Raw genomic sequence first — 22,345 nt, 5'->3', positions numbered from 1 at the left:
ATTAATCGCCCTTCCGAAAGAAAGCAGTTGCTTGTTCTGCTGTCATCTCGAAATATCGTAGGCCTTCAGAACTTTCATCTACTCCCAAGTCCGACATACCGCCATAGGCGTAGAACGATTCAGACCCCGGCAGTGAGTGAAGACCTATGCGCCCTTTGAAGTCCTCTTGTCGACTTAGCTCAATTGCTGCCGCTAAAAGGGTGCTGCCTATGCCGCCGAACCTTGCTTGCCCCTGCATAAGGTCATTGCGGTTCCAGGGAGCGACCTCCAAGTACTCAACATAGACGAGATCCTTTCCTTTCTGCTCTTCCAAACGACACCGATGTACTGATAGGTCGTAAATCATGAGCCCTTGAGTCACACCCTCATAGGTGATGCTGAACCCGTTTTTGCTGAGCAATCCATGGATCGCCTCAATTTTGTCTTTCCAGTTCCAGCGTGGGATTTGCCCCACGTCAACGCTGGCGGCTCGGATCGTGGCTTGCTGCAATCCGTTTTGGATGGCAGGTACCCAGTACTGTACCCAGTCAGACGCATCCTTCTGAGTTATAGGTTGAAGGCTGGCTTCTACCCATGACTGGGTGCTGGGCTGCCAGAGAGGGACAGTGCTGATCGTCATAGCATCATGACCTCTGCTTTCTGCTTGGTCTTCTCGTCCTCAAAAAACAGCTTATCCCCCTTCTCCATCCTCGCTTCGATCAGCTGATATAGACGCAAGGCCTGACGGACCACAGAGGTCTTGCTGAGATCCTTCTTCTCACAAAGCTCCTCCAGAGCGGCCATCTCTGCATCTGTCAGGTTCAGAGTCATGGTCTTTTTGGCAGCAGCCATTGGTGAATCCTTCGGGCGAATTTATGGATGATCCAGTGACGTTATCACCAAAAAACAGCCACGTCAAAGCTATTGACTAGCTAAAAAATAGCTATAAATTACGCACATGGTCGTAACCTCGACTGCTTACGGAAAAGGTGTAGCTATGAATGGTGAAATCGAAGATGTGAAAGATGCGGTCCGCTCGGGTCGGGGCGTACGTGATCATGGTCCCTACTTGATCCAAGTTGGCAACGAGCAACTGGAATACCACCCTGTCACGCTGGAGGATCCGGTGCCAACCGGTCGTCAGATCCTGGAAGCTGCTGGCTCTCGTCCGGCCGAAGAGCATCTGGTGTTTCAGGTGCTCTCCAGCGGACTCCTGGAAGAGCTCCGTCCGGATGAGACTACCGACCTACGGACTCGCGGAGTTGAGGCGTTTCTGATCTTCCGCAACGATCGTTCGTTCCGCTTCGAACTCGATGGCCGCAACTTCGAATGGGGCGGAACTCGCATTTCCGGCCTCACGCTAAAGAAGCTGGCCGCGGTTGATCTCGCGACGTACGGGGTGTGGCTGGAGGTTCACCGCGGTGAAGACCTGCGCATCGGCGATCAGGAGCTCTTCGATTTGTCGCGGCCGGGTGTTGAGCGCTTCTTCACTGGCATCGTCGAAACCACGGAGGGCTGATCTATGTCCTTCCTCCCGCTCAAATGCCGTCGCTATTTGGACGATCGAGGCGTGGATTTTCAGGAAGTCGAAGCAGAGGGCCAGAAGGCCCTCCTTCTGAAAAATGTTTCTCTGCCGGTGGGGCACTTCGACGCGCCGGCAGCGGACGTGCTTATCCTGCTGCCAACGAGTTACCCGGACAGTGCACCAGACATGTTTTACACACTGCCTTGGCTCAAGTTGGCAAGTTCCACCACCTACCCTCGAGCAGCCGACGTAGCGCATTCCTATCTGGGGCAATCCTGGCAACGATGGTCCCGGCATAACAATCACTGGCGTCCGGGTATCGATGGTATCTGGACCATGCTGAAGCGAATTGAGACCGCAATGGAGGTGGCCGCATGACTCTTACGGACCTGACGCTTCAGGAGCAGCATCTTGAGCAGCTCCGCGAACTGACACATCGAGAGGATGGCAGCGAGGCCGCAGCTTATGTGCTTTTTGGCCAAGCCCTTATCACCTCTGACCCCTGGGATCGTCGTAGCCGGACTCGTTATAGCTCGCATGAGGTGATTGCCGTTCCGGAAGAGGACTGGATATCCAGCAGCCCGGTTCACGTTACATGGTCTACGCAGTCTTTCATCCGGCTGCTCAAGCGCGCGGCCAATGAAAATCTGGTAGTGGGCGTGGTCCATACGCACCCAAACGGACCTGCGTCGTTTTCCGAGCAAGATGGCATCAATGAAGCAGAGTTGTTTCGCTTGGCGCGAAACCGTAACGGCGCTGGTGCCGTAATGGTTAGCATTGTGCTGGCCGGGGCGGACGAGGTCCGTGCTCGTGTTTGGCTAAACGACCTGGAGCCAATTGCGATCAATCCTGTTCGAGTTATCGGACGTAATCTGAAGGTGTTTGATGTCACCGATGGGCAATGCCCCCAAAATGAAGCGTTCGCCCGCCAAGCGCTAGCGTTCGGGCCTGTTATCAATACGCGGCTCCGAGGGCTCAAAGTAGGAATCGTTGGCTGTGGCGGAACGGGTAGTCCGACAGCACTGCTCCTGGCACGCTTGGGTGTAGGTCAGATAGTCCTCTTCGATGAGGACATTGTTGAGGTTACAAATCTCAACCGTCTGCATGGAGCAAGGAGAGCGGATGCCGACGCTATGCGCCCCAAAGTGGAAGTGCTTGCACGTGAAATCACCGAACTTGCCCTTGGGGTGCGCGTGGTGCCGATCAGGAGTTGGATTGGATCTCCCGAGTGCCGGGACGCGCTGAAATCTTGCGACGTGATTTTTGGCTGCACCGACGATCACGATGGGCGATTGATGCTTAACAGATTGGCGTACTTCTACCTCATCCCGGTCATCGATATGGGGTTGGCCATTCAACCAGGCCAGCAGCACGTTGGAATGCTGGACCTGAGCGGTCGAGTCACGATTCTTGTGCCGGGCTCATCTTGCCTGCTGTGTCGAGGCATTGTTAACCCTACTCGCGCGCGCGAAGAAAGCCTTCGGCGTCACAACCCCGAAGAGCATGAGCGTAGAAAGCGAGAAGCATATGTCCGGGGTGGAGATAACCCCGCTCCTGCTGTTGTGACCTTCACAACAGCAACTGCTTGTTTGGCAGTCGATGAGTTACTCCAAGGATTAACAAATTTTCGGGGTGAACAGGGGTGGACTTGGCAGAGAGTCCGGCGATTTGACCTTCTCCAGGATCGAAAACCAGGAGCGCTACACAATCCAAACTGCCCGATTTGTACTGATATGACTTACTGGGGGCGCGGTGACATTGAGCCGTTCCTTGATCGAGTGGGCTAGATCATGCTGAAGCACTTTGTCAGAAACGTCATGGTCGCATTGCGGGTAATTCGACCTCCTAGATACCTTTTAAGGACTGTCGATCGCCATCCTGCTCCAGAAGAGCTCACAGCTGGTGAGCTAGTGCTAGTGAAAAGTGGTGGTAAGGAGAAATGGGCCTGCTTCATCTGTCCTTGTGGATGTGGGAACCGAATGCAGCTATCTCTTAACCCCAAGACCAGGCCTAGTTGGAGATTGTCTTCAGATTGGCTCAGTCGCCCGACTGTGTTTCCGTCAGTCCGTCAATTGAACGCCTGCCGAGGGCACTATTGGATTAGAAATGGAGATGTTGAATGGTGTCGCGACAGCGGGCGTTAGAAGAAGATGAACATGACTTCTGCATTGGGGTGAGCGCGTGGTGCGAAAGCATTGGGCAGGCGATGGGAGTGGAAGGTGGACGTTTTCAATGTGGCAGAGTATCTAGAACGGGCACGGACGCTTTTGAGGGCCGGAGACGAAGTCTCACTTCGGTACGCATGCTTGGAAATGCGCTTCGCCATTGAGAAGATCGTTTACGCGAAGCTTTCTCAACTAGCCGGAAAAAACCCTCCCGAGGTGTATCGCACATGGCAGCCCAACAAAGCCATGAAGCTCCTGTTGGGTTTTGAACCGCGAGCAGATCAAAGCGTGTCGATGTCGATTAGCTCGGTCGCAGAGGATGGGTCTCCGTTAGGAGACTGGACAGATCTGGGTGAGGCGCGTGCATTGACAGTTCAATGGTTGAACAAGAACTACAACAAGCTCGGCAAGTTTCTTCATGTTCCCGCTCTTTTCGAGCAGGACAGCGCCACTCCGCCAGACGCGCCATCACTCAGCAACATTCTGGAGAGGCTAGAGTACGTTGCGGACTCCAGCATGGTAATGAGCTTCACCATCACGGCTCACGTCCCCTGTGACAAATGTGGCACAGCAATTTATTTCAGTGGCGAGCAAATCGATCTCAGGCCGAATTAGAGTGCTACAACTCGGCCTGTCCAGCTCGATACAGAATCAAGGGGTTCGGGAGCACGTTGAAGGTTAAAAGGCTTCACTATTTCGATTATCGCTGTACCCGCTGTGAAGCTGAAAACTCCCTCCCAGCCCCACTGGATGATGAAGTGCGACACTGTTCTTCTTGTGACCAACCCCACTACTTCCGATGCGTATTCAAGGCTCTACCGCAGCAGACTGGCCATCCTGGAGTCCCGGGATGAAGTGGTGGGTGGTCCAGCGATCAGAACAGGTGACAGATCTTTTTCCGACAATGTCCTAACTCGAATGCTGACCCGGCCAGAATGGGCGTTTTTGGCTGCCGAAAGCCGCCTCTCACCAACGGCAGAACTCGGCCAAAAGCTGTCACTCACCTCTGTCTCGGGATGCACGTGAGCGAGACCAAATCTGTACTCTAAACAGTATCAGGGCTTTCGATGGTAGTTGCACAGGTCGGAGTCCAGGGACCAGATGAAAACTTCGGACATGCTAAATTTACGAAGGCATTTTTCATATTCTTTTATGATGCTGAGATCTCCGAAACTGGTTCCTTCCGTTGTTTTTGAGGGCGACTTGTTCTGGCCCGCAAGGGGCGGAAATTCATTAATCCAAGAAGTCACTTCTGAGCTGTTGGGAAATTCGCTTGGCCGCCATGGAGCCTCGCCGGAGAAAGCCCCTGCAACTGCTTCGCAAAAGCGCTTTGCTGTACACAGTCGAACTGCGCCATTGCCATTTTGCGCAATATGATTGCCGGTTTCGAGAATGGTTGCCATAGGAAGAATAAACGTACAGCCAAGCTCCACATATTCTTGATAACTTTGAGTTACTTGTGCGACCTCATTATTTCTCCCAGGAACATTCAGGATATTAAGAAAGATACTTGTATCGATTAAGCAAATGGCACTCATTGATCGACACCCTGCATGCGGGTCAACCAGTCAAGCGCCTTTCTCTTCTTGTCTTCCGGGGTGACAGGGGATTTGACGAAACGATCAACTATTCCGTTAGTGATCAGCTCACCTAAAGGCCCTTGGGATACCAAGGCTGCATAATCTTGAAGGTCCGATAGGCGCAGTAACCTGCTATCACCCTGTAAAGAGTCACGGTAGCAGAAAACGACATCGGCTAAAGCCTCATCAGGGAGTGCATCCATCAGTGCAGGATTATGGGTTGACAATAGCAAGCGAATGTTGCGTGCCGTGGCTTGGTCTCGCATCGTTTTCAGTAGTTGCCTGGCGCGCGAGGGGTGGATGCCGTTATCCACCTCCTCGATCACTACTGTTGACCCCTCAGGTGCGGAAAGCAATGCAGCTGCTATGGCGAGAACTCTAAGTGTCCCGTCTGACAACACCTCTACAGACCATTTCCGTTCGACATTACCAAAGCTTTCTACCAATTCGAGCGAAAAGCGCCCCCGTCGATCCGCGAAGAAATCTATACTCTTAACGTCTTGTTCAGGCAGACTCCTGATAAATTCAATGATTATGGGTCGAGCAACATCATCCTGCCATAGTGTATGCAATACTCCTGAAAGATTAGAGCAGTCACCTCTAAGCTTCTTGTCAGGATAACTATCCCCGCGCATCAGTGAAGGTACGGGATCTAGGAACAGCGTATTCGATAGAAGGCTTTGAAATTTATCCGTTGCTTTGGGAATTTCCACTTGCGCTTTTTTGTGCCCTGACTCAAACAGTGCTGAGCTTGCGAGCTGGCACATTACTGCTATCTGGTCTGTGCAGGTTACTTGTGGTTTTTTTCCTCCCCGAGCAAAGTTGTTGTAGGCTACTCGAATGTCGGAATTTAATCCGGTCGCGGCTTGCTCAACTCGATAAAGCGGAAAGTTTTCAGAGGGAGATGAGATACTTTCTTGGGTTATGTGTAATTCGTTCTCACGAATTGCAATCTCTACCTCAAGCTTATCCCAGCCTTTATCATCTGTATGACATCCTAGCTTGATGGAGGATGCGCCCAGATAGCCAAGATCCTTAATTTGACCGCGAAGAATTTCTTCAGAGTCGTCAACGCGATGTTTGAGCACAGAGAGTTTTTGTCCCTGGCTTAACCAACACAAAAAGCGGAACGCTTCAAGAGCGTTGCTCTTGCCCGATGCGTTTGCACCAATCATCAGAGTAAGCGGCGCAAGCTGCAAATCCTGGCTAAGATAGCTTTTGAAACTCTCAATATGAATGCTTTTTAACATGTATGCTCCTTGCTGGAGTGATGACGCTTCATACGCTTTCTAGAAAAATTTGGCCGATTCTGAGTCATTTCAACCAATTTACACCAGAGCTACGTTTGTTGAGAGCGAGTGAGTCGACGTTGGTTTCCTAGACGCATGCGACCACCCGCAAAGGGTCGAAAGCAGTCCGAACTGAGTGGCTGCTTCTTGCCGGTTTCCGCCTGACGCGACTGGCCGCTGTGGGTCGACTCCGGCCTATCGCGATAGGGCACAACCGGCCAGAAGCGGACATTTTCTGCAGGAGGTGGCTCCGTAAATTTTGGGACTGAGGAACATTAGCAGGAACCAAAAAGAAGGCCGCCCATTGGGCGGCCAAAGTCTCCAGCGAGTGCTTTTGACTAAGTAGCGGAGCGCGTGCAACCGCTCTGTTCAGCCTGGCTCCGCGGTGACAGCAGGAACCTGGCCAGGGCCGGGGTGAGGATGAGGGCGCCGAGCATGTTCCAAATGAACATGAATGCCAGCAGGATGCCCATGTCGGCTTGGAACTTGATGGGAGAGAGCGCCCAAGTGGCCACAGCGATGCCCAGGGTGACGCCGGTGAGGATCACCACCTTGCCGGTTGAGAGCAGCGCCAGGTAGTAGGCTTGGGACAGGGCCATGCCCTGGCGCAGGTTGGCGAGGGTGATGCTGAGAATGTACAGCGAGTAGTCCACACCGATGCCCACACCTAGGGCGATCACCGGCAGCGTGGCAACCTTCAGCCCGATATCCAGACCTACCATGAGCGCCTCGCAAAGCACCGAAGTCAGCATCAGCGGCAGTACGGTGCAGACCACGGCACGCCAGGAGCGAAAGGTGATTAAACACAGCGCGATCACGGCCGCATAGACCATCATCAGCATCTGCAAGTTGGCCTTCTTCACCACGATGTTGGTTGCCGCCTCGATCCCGGCATTGCCGGCTGCGGACATGAACTGGAGTGTCTCTGTATTGTGCGCTGCAGCGAACTCTTCCACCGTGGCTGCCACGCGGCTGAGGGTGTCGGCCTTGTGGTCGGCGAGGAAGACGTTGACGGTCAACAGGTCGCAGTTCTGGTTAAACAGTTCACGGGGGGCGCGGGTGATTATGGCGTTCAGCAGGCCCTGGTTACGGGGGATCTCGTACCAGGTCAGGCTGCCCTCGTTCATGCCTGCGGCGGCCTGCTTACTTAGGGCAGCCAAGGAAGTGGTGGAGACGACGCCAGGTAGTTGTTGCAGACGTGCCTCCAGAGCATCCACGGTGACCAAGGTGTCGTAGTTGGCGCAGTAGTACTGCGGAGTCTTGACCATCACCACGTACTTGTCGCTGCTAGCCGCGTAGTTGCTGATCATGAAGGCGTTGTCGAGGTTATACCGAGAGTCCGCTCGGAGCTCGGGGGCGCCCGGATTGAGGTCCCCGACTTTGACCTGCAGGCTGATGACGAACCCCGCGACGCCCAGCACGCCCGCGATGACCAAGGCCAGTGTTGCCCATTTCAGCTGAGTGAAACGATCCAGGAATGCCCAGAGCGGATGCCGACTGTGCTCCAGGTCGTTCAGAGCCAGGCGCTCCGCTTCGGCTTCGCGACGGGCGGCGGTCTTGCTGACCCCGGTGTAGGACAGCAGCACGGGCAGCAACACTAGGTTGGTCAGGACGAGGACCATGACACCCAGGGTTGCAGTGACCGCTAGGTCCTGAATCACCGGGATATTGATGATCATCAGCACGGCAAAACCCACCGCATCCGCTAGCAAGGCCATGGCGCCGGTTAGGAAGAGGCGGCGGAAGGTGAAGCGTGCCGCGACCAGCTTGTCCGCCCCACGCCCGATATCCTGCATGATCCCGTTCATCTTCTGCGCGCCGTGACTGAGGCCAATGGCGAATACGAGGAAAGGGACGAGGATCGAGTAAGGGTCTAGGTCATAGCCTAGAGTCGGAAGTAGGCCAAGCAACCAGACCACGGCCACCAGAGAGCAACTCAGTACCAGCAGGGTGCTGCGTACGCAGCGGGTGTACCAGAACAGCACCAGGGCGCAGATCACCAGGGTGCCGGCGAAGAACACCTGCATTAGCCGCAGGCCGTCCATCAGATCGCCTACCACCTTGGCGAAGCCGGTGATGGAGATCTTCACATTGTCGCTTTGATACTTCTGGCGCAACGTCTCGAGTTGGCTGGACAGCTGGTGGTAGTCGATGGGTGTCGCGCCATTGGCGCTGGCGTCTTGCAGGGGCAAGAGGATCACGCTGGAGCGCATGTTCGCCGCCACCAGGCGCCCGATCTCGCCAGAACGCTCGACATTCTGGCGTACCTGCTCAAGGCTCGCGGGCGAGCCGTCGTAATCGTCGGGAATCACTGGGCCGCCGTCAAAGCCGTCTTCGGTGACGCCGATCCAGCGAGTGGCTGGGGTCCACAGCGACTTCATGTAGGGGCGATCGATGCCGCCCAGCAGGAACAGTTCGTCGTTGAGCTTCTTGAGGGTTTCCAGGTACTCCGTGGTGTAGATGGTGCCCTCGTTCACCCTGAGTGCGATTCGCAGGGTGTTGCCACCCTCGCCAAGCTGGGCGCGGTACTGGAAGTAGTTCTGGATGTAGGGGTGATCCACCGGGATCATCTTCTCGAACGCCGCGCTCAGGCGCAGGTTTGTTGCCTGGTAGGCGAACAGGCAGCTGAGCAGTAGGCAGAGCGCCACGACCAGACCGCGATTGTTGAAGAGGAGGCGTTCGACCAGGCTACCGGACTGCCGGTCAAAGGGCAGAAGGGAGCTTTCAACGTCCGGCTGGTGATGGGTCACTTTACTGTTCACGAGCGGTGCTCCGATTCAGGTCTCGGTTGGCGATGCGGATTACGCCGTGGGTGGTGGAGACAGCGAATTGGCCATCGGGCAGTTCGCTGATGCCGGAGAGGAAACCGGACTCAGGAATGGGCAGCATCTGGAAGGTCCTGCCGTCATCACGGGACAGCAGGATGGTGCCGGTCTCGTCGGCAAGGACTAGCTCGCCGCTGCTCAGTCGGGTGCCAGCGGTGAGAGTGGCCGACTGGTGGTTCGGCAAGGGTTGCCAGGTCGCACCTAAGTCCTCGGTGCGGTAGGCCTTACCTCGAAGACCGTATGCGACGAGGCTGCTCGGGCCTGTCGCAACCATGCCGAACAGGGTCCCGCTGGCCGGTGACTCCAATGTCTGGAAGCTCGCGCCACCGTCGCTGGAGCGCAGCATCAGTCCCTGTTCGCCGGCGATGAACAGAGACCCGTCGAGTTCCAGGATGTCGTAGAGATGCAGGGCCGATGGGTTGTCCAGGCGTGCACTGATGGACTTCCAGCTCTTGCCTCCATCGTCGGTGGCGAAGGCCAGGCCGTATGCGCCGACCACGATGCCGCGCTGAGCGTCGAAGAAGTGCAGGTTGAGGAAGGGTTTGTCGGGCCCGTCGTCTACCAGACGCTGCGCTTCAGCCAGTCGATCCTCGGCATCTTCTCCCGACTCGGCCTGTGCTGCCCCGAGCGCCAACTGTGCCGCCTGCACGCCATCCAATTGCCGTGACCAGGTGCGGCCGCCATCGCCGCTGTGTAGGACCACGCCGGCGTGCCCGACCGCCCAGCCGTCGGAGGCTGTTGCAAATCGTACGCGAGTAAGAGTCACGCTCACTGGCGAGTCCACCTGCTGCCAAGTGGCGCCGTGATCCTCTGAAATCAGAATGAAGCCGCGTTCACCAACGGCCACCAAGCGCTCACCCGCTTGGGCCAAGCTGAGCATCAAGGAGCGCACCGCCAGATTGCTCTGGAGCGCGGGCTGTTCGAATAGGTTGCCCTGCCGGGGGACGTCGCTGGCCACCGCGCCGTCCATGCCCAGAGCTGTGACGAGCGCGACCGCGACCGACAGGCGCCCGAGCCAGGGCCTGTATTGGGAGTAATGCATTTCGAAGGACCTCAGGGGAATCACCAAGGGCGGGCGACCCAGAGGGGCCGGCCCGCCGCGGGCCTCAACGTACGGAGCCGGATGCCACCGCGTTGCCGGTGAAGAATTTCTCCGACTTGGTCGGCACTACCTTGTAGCTCTCGCCGTTGAGTCCCTGCACCATGCTGTAGGTGTTGGCCTGCAGGTTGTAGATGACCACCGGTTTCACCACTACCGCGGGGATGGCGGGCACAACGAAGGGCAGAACCTGGGACACACGCCACAACTTGCCTTGGGCGTCGTAGCCGTCCGCCAGGGCGATGGTCCAGCTGTCCTCGTCAATGTAGAAGCGGCGTTTCGGTACGGCATGGCGCTTGCCGGGCGCCACGGTGGCCTCAACTTCCCAGACCCGATGGAGTTCCCAGCGCATCTTGTCGGATGCCAAGGTGTCTTTGGTGTAGACCTCGTCGCGCTTCTCAGAGTGGAATTTATTGGTGTTGTAGGGGATGTACATCTCCTTCTTGCCAATCAGCTTCCACTGGTAACGGTCTGGGTGGCCGATGAACCCGTGCACTTCATCGAAGTAGTTGGCACCCGAGGCCACGAAGTCCGGCGTGTCATAGCCCACGGTCGGTGCGCGGCGCACGCGACGCTGGCCCACCAGGTATTGCCAGGCCTCACGGGGTGTCCCCGGATCCACGCTGTCATGAGTCACGAGGGACTCACCGGCCTTGAACGGTGGTTCGTTGGTGAGGAAGCGCAACAAGACGTACTGGCCCGACCATTTATCGAGCCCACCATCCTTGTAGTAGTACGGGTACTGCCAGTTCTCGATGCCGCGGCTTGCCATGGTGCGGGAGCCGTCAGCATTGCCAATCATGTTGACGTAGCCCATCTCGATGGATGGCGCTTCGACGCGCAGGAGGAAGTTCCAGATCGCCTCGCTGCCATCCTTCGGGATTGGGAAAGGGATACCGCCATAGCAGCCGTCGACCGACAGACCACCCTGGGTCAGCTTGCAGCGCGTGGCGTTAGCGAAGGTGTTGTCGTACACCGATTGGGGAGCGGCAGCAGTACGATGCGACGGATATACATCGAGAAAAAAGCTGTCCGGGTACTTCGCCAACAATGCCTTGGTACCTTCGTTGAGCTTGTCAGCATGCTGAGCGGCGTTCTTGGCATCGATTCGGAACAGCGGCTTCTCTCCCGGGAAGGGGTCTACCGGTACGTCACCGAATCGAGCTCCGGAAACGTCTCCGGTAAGTCCGCCGGTCCAGGCAGGAATGGTGCCGTCGCTATTACCGGCCTTCTCTGCGCCCATTGGCGTCAGGTTGCTTTTCAGCGCGTTGGCTTCTTCTGGGGAGACCGCGGCAGTGGCATGGTTTGCCAGAAGGGCAGCTGTGAGGGTCGCCGACAGAAGCAGGGCATGCTTTTTCATACTTGTTCTCCTAGGCATGGCTGATCAGAAGGTGCGCTGGATCGAGAACGCGATGAAGTCGCGATCCTTGAGCGTCTGCTTGAAGGTGTACGCATTGGTGTTGTCGATGACCGAGCCGCCCTCGCCAAAGAAGTTGGTGTAGCTGAGGGAGGCGTACCAGGCCTTCTGGTAGTCGGCCTTCAGGCCAATGGTGAAGTCCCCGCCATGTTCGGGGCCGAAGGCTTGCGGGGTAACCGAAGAGCGGCCGTGGGGGTTGTAGCCCACGGTGATCGGCACCTGCATGTCCACTCCCGGGAAGACCTGGAAGTACTGGGGCTCGAAGGTGAAGCGCAGCGAGTAGGCGTCGCGCGTGGTATTGGGATCGAGTTGGTCGCCGTTCTCCTTCACCTTCAGCCGGCGGTTGAAGGCCAGCTCACCAACGAGGCTCGCACCATCCCAAAGAGCCGAGCCGCCGTAGACGTTGATCATCGACAGGTTGGCATGCAGCGAGTCGCCGATCGGGTAAGCGGGGTTGCTGTCGTTGTCGGCGTCCATCCCGGTGATGACAACACCGCCTGTGGGCGCCAACGGAGTATCCACGCGCATCGACACCTCGCCAGCCACGTTGGCCTCGCCGACCAACGTGCTGAAGCTCGCGCCGTAGACCTTTACGTCTTCCGGATAGACGCTGACATAGGTGTCGTCTGCACCGGGCACCAGGGCCGCCGGACGGAAGTAGAAGATGGGCGTCTTCTCGTGGTATCGAGCTGCGTAGATACCGAATTCCCAGTCTTCAACGCTGAACTTCAGCTGGGCACCAAACTGGCCGGAGTCGCGGGCACGGATGCTATGGTCGCGGAGCAGTCGTCCGGTCGGGAAGAAGACGCTTTCGGCTCCGTCGCCAACGAAATCGCCACCGCTGAAATAGCTGCCCGAAGCAGGTAGGCGCGTCTTGTTCCACTCGAACTGGTAGTAGGCGCCGACGCTGACGGTATCGGTAAGCTGCCAGTTGCCGGAAATCTGCTCGGTGGGCAGCAGGATTTCCTTGAACTGCGAACCGGGCACCGACTGCAGTTTCACCAGGTCCACCGTCGATTGGGCATTGGCGATGCCATTGGCGCCGAAGAACAAGCTTTCCCCGTAGATCTGAGTGAACTGGCCCAAGCGACCGGAGAGGCGCGTTGAGCCGACGTCGGTAGCGCCGTAGACGAATGCATCGAGTAATTCCGCTTTGCGCCCGTGCAGCTTCTCAGTGTCGTCAGTGAAATGGTCATGCGGCACGCTGATTGCGTTCGCGGTACCGGGTGAATCGTTGTCGTTGCTGTCGTTGTAGACAGTGTCGTACCAAGCGGCACCGCTTAGTCGTGCGCCGACGTCGCCGTACTTGATGTCCAGTTCGGAAAGCAAGTCGAAGCGGTTCGAGATGAGGCCAGTGCTGAAGTTGCGGTCCCCATCATCCATGTTGGGATTGCCCACGCTACTGCCCGGTCCAGCAGAAACGCTGGCTTCTCGGCCGTGCAGGCGAAAGGCGTTGCTGTACTTAACGGTGTTATCCCAGCTGGTAGAAAGGCCGTCGATACCAGTGTCGAACTGAAAGGCCAGAGAGTGGGCGGACATCAGTGCGATTGCGGCGCCGATGGCATTCAGTGCGAAAGCTGGTACCGCCGGCGAAACCGGACGACGTTGCTGCATGTTCATGGATACCTCTTCTGCATTTTTTGTTTTTGTTGCAAGTGGCTCCATCCGTAGATGCGGATGAGTTCGGGTTGAAGTGCGGATCTCTCCTCGGATCAGGATTTAGGGATCTATTCCAAGTTCAGCGCGGCTAGCCCGGCAGTGGCTATCAGCACGTCGAATTCGGATTTCACACCGCTTGCGGCAATGCCTCCCAAGGCATAGCTGCCCTGCAACACCGGTAGTCCGCCACCCATGGGAATCACATCCCTCAGGGAGCTGGTCCCAAGCTCGCCGGCGGCCAGCATGTCGGCGAAGAAACGGGTCGGACGCCGGGTGAGCGCGGCACTACGCGCCTTGTCGATTGCGATCTGTGCAGAAGACGGCGTGGCCCCCGGGAGGCGGCGAAAGGCGAGAAGGTGTCCACCTTCGTCTACTACGGCTATTGAAACGCCCCAGCCGTTCTCCTGGGCCTCTTTGGCCGCGGCATTGAGCATCTGGTCGATGTCATTTGCATCGAGTACTGGGCGGTGCTGCATGGGCTGTCTCCTGATTTTGTTTTTGTGCGCAAAAAAGATTTATTTGCACCAAAACATGCTTTGTGCACAAAAATAGGGCCCCTGCAGACTCAAAGTCAAGAAAAAAGAATGCTGCCCCGACGTCCTTTGCAGGGGGGCCATTCGACCAGTCGAGGTCGGGCGATGGGGAAGCCATGGATTACGGGAACAACAACAAGATGAAATTCGTGTCCGAGGCGCTGGCGCGCCTTTCCATCGGGAGACTGCTGGCCATGGGCTTTAGCCTGCTTGGTGGGCTCTCTGCCTTTCTGGCTGTGGTGGCTGTGGCCAGCCTGCAAGCGGTGTTCAAGGGCGAATCACACCTGCAGGTCATCGCCGACGTTCATGCCGGAATTCTCGGTGCGCGCAGCTTGGAAAAAAGCTACAGGCTGAATGGTGTGGCGACGGCTCGCGAGGAGGTGCATCGAATCGTCAGCGGAATTCCGGCGCAACTCACTGCATTGGGCGGGGTAATGGAACCCCTGATCCAGTCTTGCGAGCGGTATCTCAGTCAGTTCGAGCGTCTGGTAGATGCCCATGACCAGGTCGCTCGAACGAAAGCGGTGATGGCTCGTGAGGCAGATGCGGCGCGAATTGGATTTGAGGGCGTCGAGCAGGATCTGATCGAGTCGGCCATGGTTGACGGTCCAGAAGGACGCGCTTCATTGATGTTGCTGGACGGAGCGACGTCGCTGATGCGCAAGCTGATGGTGTTGCGCAACGCCGAATGGGAATATGACCGCAACTCAGACCAAGGTCGCTATGACCAATGGGTTTTGCTCATGAGCGATCTGCGTTCATCCACCCAGGCTCTTGCGGCAGGTGCCGCGGATCGACAGCGCGAGGTGCTTGAGAGTGCCTCGCGCTCACTTGAAACCTATCGTTCGGCCTTCGAAGAGTATCGGTCCAGCACGCTGATAAGCCACGAGGCCGAGCTGGAAATGGATCGGATCGCGGGGGAGATGATGGATATGGCCACTCGTGCCCGGCAATCCGTGAATGACCGCCAGAGAGTACTCAATCGAGACGTCTACATCTGGCTCGTGGCGATGGCCGCTTTGACCCTGATGCTGGGGGCGGGGGCGGCACTGCTGATCAGGCGGCAGATCATCCACCCCCTTCGCTATACCGCCGAAGTTGTGAACCAGATTGCTGGCGGACAGTTAAATCGACCGGTCCATGTGGGGCGTACCGACGAGTTGGGACGAGTTCTGGAGGCGATGGGTCGGATGAAAGATAGCCTGCACACCATTGTTAGCCGAATCGAACTGGGTAGCGTGCAACTGGAGGGGGCGGCGGGCTCTTTGGCGCTAGTGACCGAGGACTTGGCGTCGGGCGCGGTGGCGCAATCACATGAGACCGACCGCGTGCTGGAGGCAATGCTCAGGATGAGCGAATCCCTGGGAGAGGTTGCAGTCCGGACAGAGCAAGCCTCGGGATCGGCCAGTTCGGCCCGCCGGGAGGCAGTCGAGGGCAGTGAGAGTGCGGCAGCCGTATTGCGGCAGGTCGATCTCCTAGATGAGCAGATTCAGGAAGTTAGCCAGGGCATGGCCGTGTTGGATGCGCAAAGCGAACGCATAGGTCGTGTACTGGAGGTGATTCGGGGGCTGGCTGAGCAGACGAACCTGCTTGCGCTGAACGCAGCAATCGAAGCTGCAAGGGCGGGAGAGATGGGGCGAGGCTTCTCGGTAGTAGCGGACGAGGTACGGAACCTTGCTAATCGGACCCAGGATTCGGCAGGCGAGATTGCCGGCATGATTGAAGCGCTGCAGCGAGAGAGCAAGGAGGGACTACAAAGAGTAGCTCGTGCGCGGCAAGATTCGGCCTGTGCCCGAGAACATTCATCCAAAGCAAGCGCGGCACTTGCGCGAGTCAGTGAAGACGTCGCGAACATCCATGCCATGAACCTGCAAGTCGCTGCCGAGACGGAAATTCAAAGCCGTATGTCTGGTGATGTCAGCCAGAGCATGGTCCGTGTTCGCGAGGCTGCCGAGCAAGGCAAGGAGCGAGGAGACCAACTCCTGCGGGCTTCGCGGGAGCTTGCCCAGCTGGCGGAGCAACTGAGGGTGGTTCTGAAGCACTTCACGCTTTTGTAAAACGCCCTGCTTGAAATTGCACAATTCTATCTTTGTGCATAAAATTGCTTGTCGTGCAACCTTTTATGGACTTGTCATCCTATGCAAACCACACAAAGTAGCCCCCTGATCGAGGTGGCGCTGCAGCAGATGAAGCGTTCAATCATCTGCTGCGAGCTTGCGCCTGGTGAAAAACTCAAGGTTGCTGAACTTTCCCAAGCCTATGGCCTCAGCAGCTCCCCCATTCGCGAGGCGCTCAATCGCTTGGCACAAGAGGGAATTGTGGATGCCAGCGAGAACAAAGGCTTTCGCGTGGCGGGCTTGTCGGTCGACGATTTCGATCAGATTACTCGACTGCGCTGCCTGCTGGAGGGAGAGGCCCTCTCAGACTCGATCCGTTGCGGTGATGATGCGTGGGAGGCCGATGTATTGGGCGCCTTCCACCGCCTAGGGGTGGTCGAGAAGAAGCTTGGCAATATTGGTGTTGCGCTGGACGACGATTGGTCGGCCCGCCACAAGGCGTTCCACTTTGCACTGATGTCGGCGTGCCCGTCGCCCCTAATGCTGGGAATTATTGACTCGTTGTTCGATCGAGCGGAGCGTTATCGCCGCTTCTGCGCCCTTCGTCGAAAGGTGGAGCGGAGAAAAGGGGACGAGCACAAACGCCTGATGGAAGCCGTGCTGGCTCGGGACTCGGCAAAAGCTGTTTCAATGCTTCAGGCTCACATCAGCCATACGCTTGCACGCGTATCTGACGTACTGCTTGACCAGCATTCAACCATGCAATGACGCCTATGCACCCGGGTAGGGTGCATAGGACTTCTACGGAATGAAACACTTAGGAGTGAACGCGCTCTCCTTGTGAGTGAGCGCGTCAGGATTGCTGTGGCGAGCAACCCTTGAATAAAACGCGCAGCCCCGAAACCACATTGGGGCTGCGCAACGCTCAACCTTCCAGCCTGCTCAGGCAACGATCCAGCATTGCGATTGCCTCTTCCAGGGATTGGGCGCCTCCGAACACATAGTGGTCAGGGCGAACCAACAGAACCTTGCAGTTTTTCTGCGTCATCCAGTTACCCAGGACATCGTCGAGTTCACGATACTGGTTCACTTCCTGCGGATCGTCGCTGGTGAGGCGAACCAGCGCCATGGAAAGACCCCGCTTCTTCAGGTTCTGCTCAGTGAGCGAGATCAGTTCTTCCGTCTGCTCGAACGACTCGGCAACGACCAGGCGGAATTGTTGCCCTGTGAAGCGATCCAGGAGGTTCTCCTCACCGAAGCAATTGATGACTCGGGGTTGCGGGAAGAGCTCGCCAGCGGGGGCCTGGTGATCGATGAATCCGCCAGTTAGACCTGGAATCAAGGCCTGACGAATGGTGCCACCAGGATTCGCGCGCATCTCCGCCAGGAGGCGTTCATCGCGTACGAGGGCCCTCTGTGGATTACGTTCACAAATGGTCTGGCCGAACTCCTTGGCGACCTCGGTGGTGCGCCGTACATGCGGAATGCGCTCTTCCTGGTACGAGTCGAGCAACCTAGGCGACGCCTGGCCGCGGCGAACCAGGGCGAGCTTCCAGATCAGGTTCATTGCATCGCGAATGCCCTGACACATGCCTTGAGCCAGGAAGGGCGGTGTCATGTGGGCAGCGTCGCCCACGAACAGCAGATTGCCAACGCGCCAGCGCTCGAGAATCAACGCGTGGAATCGGTAGGTCGAGGCGCGCCAGATGTCGTACTCCCCAGCTGGTAGCCAGCGCGAGATGAGCTGCTGTATGGAGTCGGTGCGAACGATGTCGGAGGGCAATTCACCAGGATTGATCATGAACTCCCAGCGGCGATGTCGCCCTGGTCCCACAACGAAGGTGCAGGGACGCTCGGTATCGCAGTACTGAACGTTGGTTTCGGGAAGGCCGGCTCCGGCACCGTCTTTGAGTAGCACGTCCACTACCAGCCAGGGTTCATCGAACTCCAGATCTTCCATCTGAAGCTGCAGGCGAGTTCGAACCGGACTGGTGCCGCCGTCACAGGCCAGCACATAGGCGCTAGTGAGGTCCTGGGTGGAGCCATCCTTACGGACGATCCGAACCCTGCAAACGCCGTTCTCTTCCGAAACCTCCTGCACTTCATTCCCCAGCCAGACATCCACGTTGCTGAAGAACTGGATGTTCTCGCGCAACGCACGTTCGAGCGGCGGCTGAGAGAAGACGTAGTTCGGAGCCCAGCCCAGAGTGTATGGAGCCTTGGCGGCTTCGATGCGCTTGATCAATTGGCCTTGGCCGTTGACGTAATGCGAGGCGCGGTAGGGCATGACGTGGGATTCGATGGCATCGGCCAGGCCAATGTTGTCGAAGGTCCGCATGACCTCTTGGTCGAGGCCCATCGCCCTGGGGTTTTGGTAAATGGTGTCGCTTTTGTCCAGCACGAGGGTTTTCAAGCCCCGCTGGCCGGCGAGGTTGGCAGCAGTTGCGCCGACGGGGCCCATGCCCACGATGATCAGATCGAAATCCATTGTGGTCTCCATCTTGTTGTTGTCTTAACGGCCGCAGGTTGTGATCAGGCCAAGGTGTATGCGGTCTTCAATGTCGTGAAGAATTCGATAGCCTGATGACCCTGCTCTCGCGGGCCGTAGCTGGAAGCCTTGGTTCCACCGAAGGGCACGTGATAGTCAACGCCGGCGGTGGGTGTGTTGACCATCACCATGCCGCTCTTCACATGCCGTTTGAAATGAGTGGCGTGTTTCAGCGAACCGGTGCAGATTCCAGCCGACAACCCGAACGGGGTGCCGTTGGCGATTTCCAGGGCGTGCTCGTAGTCATCCGCAGGAATGACGCAGGCGACCGGACCGAAGATTTCCTCCTGCGCGATACGCATATCGGGGGCGGCATCGACGAAGAGAGCTGGGCTCATGTAGTAGCCTTCGCTCGTCCGGCTTAGAGGTTGGCCGCCATAGGCGAGACGGGCACCTTCGGCCTGACCGATATCCACATATTCAAGGTTCTGGCGGAGTTGAGCTTCCTCTGCGACAGGACCGATGTGAGTACCTTCGTGAAGCGCATGGCCAACCCGGATTTCACTCAGGCGGGACGCAACAGCCTCAATGAAGCGCTGATGGATACCTTTCTCGACGATGATACGAGACGAAGCTGTGCAGCGTTGTCCGGTGGAGAAGTAGGCGCCTTGCACAGCACACTCAACAGCATGCTCGAGGTCGGCGTCGTCCAGCACCACCAGAGGGTTCTTGCCGCCCATTTCCAATTGCAGTCTCGCCAGGCGCGCCCCTGCAACCTGCATCAGATGGCGCCCTGTCGAGGTCGATCCGGTGAAGGTGATTGCCGAAACATTCGCTGATTCGGCTAACACCTGACCCACCACGCTGCCGCGCCCCATCACTAAATTGAAGGTACCGGCCGGCAGGCCTGCACGACTGATGATCTCGGCAAGTGCCCAAGCGCTGCCCGGAACCAAGTCCGCCGGCTTGAACACCACGCTGTTTCCGTAGGCCAGGGCAGGGGCAATCTTCCAGGCCGGGATCGCGATGGGGAAGTTCCAAGGTGTGATGATGCCTACCACGCCAACTGGCTGGCGTAGGATGTCGACTTCAATGCCGGGCCGGACCGAGTCCAGGTGTTCGCCTGTCATTCTCAGCGCTTCGCCAGCGAAGAACTTGAAAATATGGCCTGCGCGGCTGACTTCCGCGACTGCCTCGGGCAGCACCTTTCCTTCTTCACTTGCCAGTAATCGCCCCAGCTCCTCGCGGCGGGCCAGAATTTCCGTGCCTATCTGATCAAGCGCTTCGGCGCGTCGTTGCGGACCGTATGCCGCCCAGAGCGGTTGAACATACGCAGCAGCTTGAATGGCCTGCTGTGTCTGCTGCGAATCCGCCTGTGCGTAAAGTCCGACCAGGTTGGAGAGGTCCGAAGGGTTCAGGTTCTCGCGAACGCCAGGCCCCTCGCACCAGACTCCGTCGATAAAGTTCTTGTGCATAGCCAAAGCTCTACCCGCAGAAGGCGCGGCCCGTGAGGACCGCGCTGGATGGGTTACCAGCGAACGCGCTGTTCGGCGATACGCTGACGCGTGGACTCGATCCACTCTTCGCGGGTTTGGAAGCCCGGCCGGCTGTGGCACATCGCCTCGGTGCGAGCGAGGATTTCTTCGCTGCTCTGGTCCAAGTCCAGCGGCTCGCGGCACGGCTGGTTGGTGTAGAACGGCGAGTCCACGTACATCTCGATCGGGTTGCCCTCGGGGTCCTTGAAGTACATGGACCAGGCATTGCCATGGTCTACCTGGTCGATGTTCTGGATGCCATTGGCCTTGGCAAAGGCGTAGTAGCTCTTGAGGTCATCCAGCGAGTCGAGCAGGAATGACAGCTGGTTGATAGGGTTGAACGGCAGGTCGACAGGCTTGCCATCGAACAGCACCAGCTGGTGATGGATTTCGGGGTTTTGGGTCATGAAGAAGAGCCGGTGGCCGGTGGAGGCTACGCCCTTGTCACTGACGATGAACCCGAGCTTTTGGCAGTAGAACTCGACCATGTTGTCCAGGTCGGCACAGAAGGTTCCGGTGTGGGTGAAGTTGATCCGCGGAAGAGTGGCCATGTGCTATGTCCTGTTCTTGTGATTGTGGGATGGAAGATCAGACTTCGTCGATGACGGGGTTCGAGAGCGTTCCGATCTGGGAAATGACCACCTCGAATACATCGCCCGGTTTGAGGAAGATCGGCGGCGTACGTTTGAAGCCGATTCCGCTTGGGGTACCGGTGGCGAGAATGTCGCCGGGGTTCCAGTCCAGTGCTTGCGAGACGTACGAGATCAGGTGGGGGATATCGAATGCCAGCTCGGACAGACTGCCCTCTTGCATCTGCTCGCCGTTGAGGATCCCTCGGACTTGGAGCTGGCGATAGTCGACGATTTCATCTGCCGTCACCAGCCACGGTCCCAGCGAGCCAGTGCTGCGGAACGTCTTGCCCATGCCGTACTGGTGGGTGTGGAACTGCCAATCACGGACACTGGCATCGTTAAAGCAGGTGTAGCCGGCGACGTGGTCCATCGCATTCTCGGGCGCGATGTGCGACCCGCCTTTTCCGATGACTACTGCCAGTTCGGCTTCGAAGTCGAACTCCTCCGAGACTGTCGGACGAACCAACGGGGCACCATGGGCCAGCAGCGTTTCAGCGAAACGCTGGAAAATGACAGGGTGCTTGCCGACCTTGCGACCTGCCTCCTCGGCGTGAGCCACGTAGTTGATACCTACGCAGATAACCTTTCCGGGCGCGGGAATCACTGGGTCGAGGCGTACCTCATCCAACGCGTGATCGCTGGTTGCATTGGCGGCCAGCAGCTTGGCCTGGGAGAGCTTATCAGGGTTGGAAATCAAGCTGGCCAGGTCCGGTACGCCAGGCAAATGCTTGGAGAGGTTCACAACGCGATCCCCAACGACGGCACCGAAGCTGGCTTGGCCGTTGAACTGGTATGAGATGAGTTTCATTAGGTACCCTCCGGGGTGTTTTTTGTGCACAAAACATAATTCCTTGCACAATAAACCGCAAGATGCATAATGCGATAGCCCCGTCGTGAAAATCTTTCTCGGCAGTACCAGCAGGAGAACGAGAATGTCTTTGGTGAAAGTTCGCAAGTACAAATTGGACGTGGAGGAGATCCTCCATGAAGGAGGCCCAATCGCTGCGCAGCCACTGCGAATTGCTGTCGCAGTGGCTGTAGTCGAAAACCCCTATGCGGGCCGTTATGTCGAAGACCTGCTGCCGTTTATGCAGGAGCTACGCACGCTTGGCCGCGACCTGTCGGGCCGCCTGATCGAGGCACTCGGCGGCAGGGAAAAGGTTCAGGCATATGGCAAGGCCGCAATCGTGGGTGAGGATGGCGAGCTTGAGCACGGTGCCGTCTGGCACGAGGCAGGTGGCTGGGCGATGCGCGAGGCTCTGGGCGACCCCAAAGCAATCGTGCCCTCAGCGAAGACCATCGGTGGTCCTGGTTGCCGTCTGGTGCTACCCCTTGGGCATATCCAGGCGGCCTACGTCCGCAGCCACTTCGGCGTCGCTGAAATGACTCTCTGGGATGGTCCCCGTCGCAACGAGATTGCATTCGGACTGGCGATGGCTACCGGTGGGCGAATTCATGCGCGTCTGGGTGGCTTGGCTGCAGCTGACGTCAAGGGCGAAGACGGCCTTCGCTAATCATCCATAACTCGATTAGAAGTACCGCACTCGGCTTGCCGCCGGGGC

General features: G+C 57.6%; 21 protein-coding genes. 8 read left to right on the top strand and 13 right to left on the bottom strand.

Features of this window, described 5'->3' with window-relative positions; all coding sequences use genetic code 11:
- Position 1: 1 nt before the first annotated feature.
- Complete coding sequence (locus tag D6Z43_RS13755) at positions 2-619, bottom strand: GNAT family N-acetyltransferase (protein WP_120652737.1); 618 nt, start codon at positions 617-619, stop codon at positions 2-4.
- Complete coding sequence (locus tag D6Z43_RS13750) at positions 616-831, bottom strand: ribbon-helix-helix protein, CopG family (protein ID WP_120652736.1); 216 nt, start codon at positions 829-831, stop codon at positions 616-618. Before D6Z43_RS13750 ends, D6Z43_RS13755 begins: the two co-directional genes overlap by 4 nt.
- 145 nt (positions 832-976) lie before the next feature.
- On the opposite strand from D6Z43_RS13750, the gene D6Z43_RS28375 reads away from it, so the two are divergent.
- From D6Z43_RS28375 to D6Z43_RS13730, 5 genes are all read left to right on the top strand, one after another.
- On the top strand, positions 977-1,498 hold the full coding sequence (locus D6Z43_RS28375) for a multiubiquitin domain-containing protein (protein ID WP_256661012.1): 522 nt from the start codon (positions 977-979) through the stop codon (positions 1,496-1,498).
- A gap of 3 nt (positions 1,499-1,501) precedes the next feature.
- Positions 1,502-1,882: an E2/UBC family protein gene (locus tag D6Z43_RS28370; RefSeq protein ID WP_256661011.1), complete on the top strand. Its 381-nt coding sequence runs from the start codon at positions 1,502-1,504 to the stop codon at positions 1,880-1,882.
- Complete coding sequence (locus tag D6Z43_RS13740) at positions 1,879-3,291, top strand: ThiF family adenylyltransferase (RefSeq protein ID WP_120652735.1); 1,413 nt, start codon at positions 1,879-1,881, stop codon at positions 3,289-3,291. The genes D6Z43_RS28370 and D6Z43_RS13740 overlap by 4 nt, the downstream gene beginning before the upstream one ends.
- A gap of 3 nt (positions 3,292-3,294) precedes the next feature.
- The gene (locus D6Z43_RS28780) at positions 3,295-3,648 is read left to right on the top strand and encodes a DUF6527 family protein (protein WP_371924397.1); all 354 of its coding nucleotides are present in this window, start codon (positions 3,295-3,297) and stop codon (positions 3,646-3,648) included.
- Between the two features lie 168 nt (positions 3,649-3,816).
- A complete protein-coding gene (locus D6Z43_RS13730; RefSeq protein WP_120652733.1) occupies positions 3,817-4,284 on the top strand; it encodes a hypothetical protein in 468 nt (155 codons plus the stop codon).
- 440 nt (positions 4,285-4,724) lie between these two features.
- Here the strand turns inward: D6Z43_RS13730 and D6Z43_RS13725 are convergent, their stop codons facing one another.
- From D6Z43_RS13725 to D6Z43_RS13695, 7 genes are all read right to left on the bottom strand, one after another.
- Entirely contained in the window at positions 4,725-5,207 is a 483-nt protein-coding gene (locus D6Z43_RS13725) for a hypothetical protein (RefSeq protein WP_120652732.1), read from the bottom strand.
- The gene (locus D6Z43_RS13720) at positions 5,204-6,499 is read right to left on the bottom strand and encodes an AAA family ATPase (RefSeq protein ID WP_120652731.1); all 1,296 of its coding nucleotides are present in this window, start codon (positions 6,497-6,499) and stop codon (positions 5,204-5,206) included. The genes D6Z43_RS13725 and D6Z43_RS13720 overlap by 4 nt, the downstream gene beginning before the upstream one ends.
- Before the next feature lie 377 nt (positions 6,500-6,876).
- Positions 6,877-9,300, bottom strand: coding sequence for an RND family transporter (locus D6Z43_RS13715; RefSeq protein ID WP_256661010.1), 2,424 nt, complete (start codon positions 9,298-9,300; stop codon positions 6,877-6,879).
- Positions 9,290-10,405: a YCF48-related protein gene (locus tag D6Z43_RS13710; RefSeq protein ID WP_256661009.1), complete on the bottom strand. Its 1,116-nt coding sequence runs from the start codon at positions 10,403-10,405 to the stop codon at positions 9,290-9,292. The genes D6Z43_RS13715 and D6Z43_RS13710 overlap by 11 nt, the downstream gene beginning before the upstream one ends.
- 64 nt (positions 10,406-10,469) lie before the next feature.
- On the bottom strand, positions 10,470-11,822 hold the full coding sequence (locus D6Z43_RS13705) for a DUF1329 domain-containing protein (protein WP_120652729.1): 1,353 nt from the start codon (positions 11,820-11,822) through the stop codon (positions 10,470-10,472).
- A gap of 24 nt (positions 11,823-11,846) precedes the next feature.
- On the bottom strand, positions 11,847-13,499 hold the full coding sequence (locus D6Z43_RS13700) for a DUF1302 domain-containing protein (protein ID WP_120652728.1): 1,653 nt from the start codon (positions 13,497-13,499) through the stop codon (positions 11,847-11,849).
- Positions 13,500-13,606: 107 nt separating this feature from the next.
- Positions 13,607-14,014: a heme-binding protein gene (locus D6Z43_RS13695; RefSeq protein ID WP_120652727.1), complete on the bottom strand. Its 408-nt coding sequence runs from the start codon at positions 14,012-14,014 to the stop codon at positions 13,607-13,609.
- Positions 14,015-14,187: 173 nt separating this feature from the next.
- Here D6Z43_RS13695 and D6Z43_RS13690 point away from each other — a divergent pair, with 173 nt between their 5' ends.
- Positions 14,188-16,128 (top strand): methyl-accepting chemotaxis protein, encoded by a 1,941-nt coding sequence (locus D6Z43_RS13690; protein WP_256661008.1) that lies wholly within the window; start codon positions 14,188-14,190, stop codon positions 16,126-16,128.
- Positions 16,129-16,209: 81 nt separating this feature from the next.
- Complete coding sequence (locus tag D6Z43_RS13685; RefSeq protein WP_120652726.1) at positions 16,210-16,896, top strand: GntR family transcriptional regulator; 687 nt, start codon at positions 16,210-16,212, stop codon at positions 16,894-16,896.
- Between the two features lie 157 nt (positions 16,897-17,053).
- Here the strand turns inward: D6Z43_RS13685 and D6Z43_RS13680 are convergent, their stop codons facing one another.
- From D6Z43_RS13680 to D6Z43_RS13665, 4 genes are read right to left on the bottom strand one after another with little or no spacing between them, the layout of a single operon-like run.
- A complete protein-coding gene (locus D6Z43_RS13680; protein ID WP_120652725.1) occupies positions 17,054-18,616 on the bottom strand; it encodes a bifunctional 3-(3-hydroxy-phenyl)propionate/3-hydroxycinnamic acid hydroxylase in 1,563 nt (520 codons plus the stop codon).
- A 44-nt stretch (positions 18,617-18,660) separates the two neighbouring features.
- Positions 18,661-20,091, bottom strand: a complete 1,431-nt coding sequence (locus tag D6Z43_RS13675; protein WP_120652724.1) for an aldehyde dehydrogenase family protein — start codon at positions 20,089-20,091, stop codon at positions 18,661-18,663.
- A gap of 53 nt (positions 20,092-20,144) precedes the next feature.
- Positions 20,145-20,702, bottom strand: coding sequence for a VOC family protein (locus tag D6Z43_RS13670; protein WP_120652723.1), 558 nt, complete (start codon positions 20,700-20,702; stop codon positions 20,145-20,147).
- A gap of 37 nt (positions 20,703-20,739) precedes the next feature.
- Positions 20,740-21,591 carry a fumarylacetoacetate hydrolase family protein gene (locus D6Z43_RS13665; protein WP_120652722.1) on the bottom strand — a complete coding sequence of 284 codons (852 nt, stop codon included), beginning with the start codon at positions 21,589-21,591 and terminating at the stop codon, positions 20,740-20,742.
- A gap of 124 nt (positions 21,592-21,715) precedes the next feature.
- Between D6Z43_RS13665 and D6Z43_RS13660 the strand changes: the two genes are divergently transcribed.
- Entirely contained in the window at positions 21,716-22,297 is a 582-nt protein-coding gene (locus tag D6Z43_RS13660) for an amino acid synthesis family protein (protein WP_120652721.1), read from the top strand.
- Positions 22,298-22,345: the final 48 nt, after the last annotated feature.

This window comes from Pseudomonas sp. DY-1 (assembly GCF_003626975.1).
Lineage (GTDB): Bacteria > Pseudomonadota > Gammaproteobacteria > Pseudomonadales > Pseudomonadaceae > Metapseudomonas.
The sequence above is the reverse complement of the archived record's forward strand: the minus strand, read 5'-3'. Positions and strand labels throughout refer to the sequence as shown.

Excerpts from the sequence above, each read along its gene's own strand:
- D6Z43_RS13750 (WP_120652736.1), bottom strand. The coding sequence starts at position 831 with ATGGCTGCTGCCAAAAAGACCATGACTCTGAACCTGACAGATGCAGAG.
- D6Z43_RS13695 (WP_120652727.1), bottom strand. The coding sequence starts at position 14,014 with ATGCAGCACCGCCCAGTACTCGATGCAAATGACATCGACCAGATGCTC.
- D6Z43_RS13730 (WP_120652733.1), top strand. The coding sequence starts at position 3,817 with ATGCGCTTCGCCATTGAGAAGATCGTTTACGCGAAGCTTTCTCAACTA.
- D6Z43_RS28780 (WP_371924397.1), top strand. The coding sequence starts at position 3,295 with ATGCTGAAGCACTTTGTCAGAAACGTCATGGTCGCATTGCGGGTAATT.
- D6Z43_RS13755 (WP_120652737.1), bottom strand. The coding sequence starts at position 619 with ATGACGATCAGCACTGTCCCTCTCTGGCAGCCCAGCACCCAGTCATGG.
- D6Z43_RS28370 (WP_256661011.1), top strand. The coding sequence starts at position 1,502 with ATGTCCTTCCTCCCGCTCAAATGCCGTCGCTATTTGGACGATCGAGGC.
- D6Z43_RS28375 (WP_256661012.1), top strand. The coding sequence starts at position 977 with ATGAATGGTGAAATCGAAGATGTGAAAGATGCGGTCCGCTCGGGTCGG.
- D6Z43_RS13710 (WP_256661009.1), bottom strand. The coding sequence starts at position 10,405 with ATGCATTACTCCCAATACAGGCCCTGGCTCGGGCGCCTGTCGGTCGCG.
- D6Z43_RS13700 (WP_120652728.1), bottom strand. The coding sequence starts at position 13,499 with ATGAACATGCAGCAACGTCGTCCGGTTTCGCCGGCGGTACCAGCTTTC.
- D6Z43_RS13725 (WP_120652732.1), bottom strand. The coding sequence starts at position 5,207 with ATGAGTGCCATTTGCTTAATCGATACAAGTATCTTTCTTAATATCCTG.
- D6Z43_RS13740 (WP_120652735.1), top strand. The coding sequence starts at position 1,879 with ATGACTCTTACGGACCTGACGCTTCAGGAGCAGCATCTTGAGCAGCTC.
- D6Z43_RS13670 (WP_120652723.1), bottom strand. The coding sequence starts at position 20,702 with ATGGCCACTCTTCCGCGGATCAACTTCACCCACACCGGAACCTTCTGT.
- D6Z43_RS13675 (WP_120652724.1), bottom strand. The coding sequence starts at position 20,091 with ATGCACAAGAACTTTATCGACGGAGTCTGGTGCGAGGGGCCTGGCGTT.
- D6Z43_RS13720 (WP_120652731.1), bottom strand. The coding sequence starts at position 6,499 with ATGTTAAAAAGCATTCATATTGAGAGTTTCAAAAGCTATCTTAGCCAG.
- D6Z43_RS13685 (WP_120652726.1), top strand. The coding sequence starts at position 16,210 with ATGCAAACCACACAAAGTAGCCCCCTGATCGAGGTGGCGCTGCAGCAG.
- D6Z43_RS13680 (WP_120652725.1), bottom strand. The coding sequence starts at position 18,616 with ATGGATTTCGATCTGATCATCGTGGGCATGGGCCCCGTCGGCGCAACT.
- D6Z43_RS13660 (WP_120652721.1), top strand. The coding sequence starts at position 21,716 with ATGTCTTTGGTGAAAGTTCGCAAGTACAAATTGGACGTGGAGGAGATC.
- D6Z43_RS13665 (WP_120652722.1), bottom strand. The coding sequence starts at position 21,591 with ATGAAACTCATCTCATACCAGTTCAACGGCCAAGCCAGCTTCGGTGCC.
- D6Z43_RS13690 (WP_256661008.1), top strand. The coding sequence starts at position 14,188 with ATGGATTACGGGAACAACAACAAGATGAAATTCGTGTCCGAGGCGCTG.
- D6Z43_RS13705 (WP_120652729.1), bottom strand. The coding sequence starts at position 11,822 with ATGAAAAAGCATGCCCTGCTTCTGTCGGCGACCCTCACAGCTGCCCTT.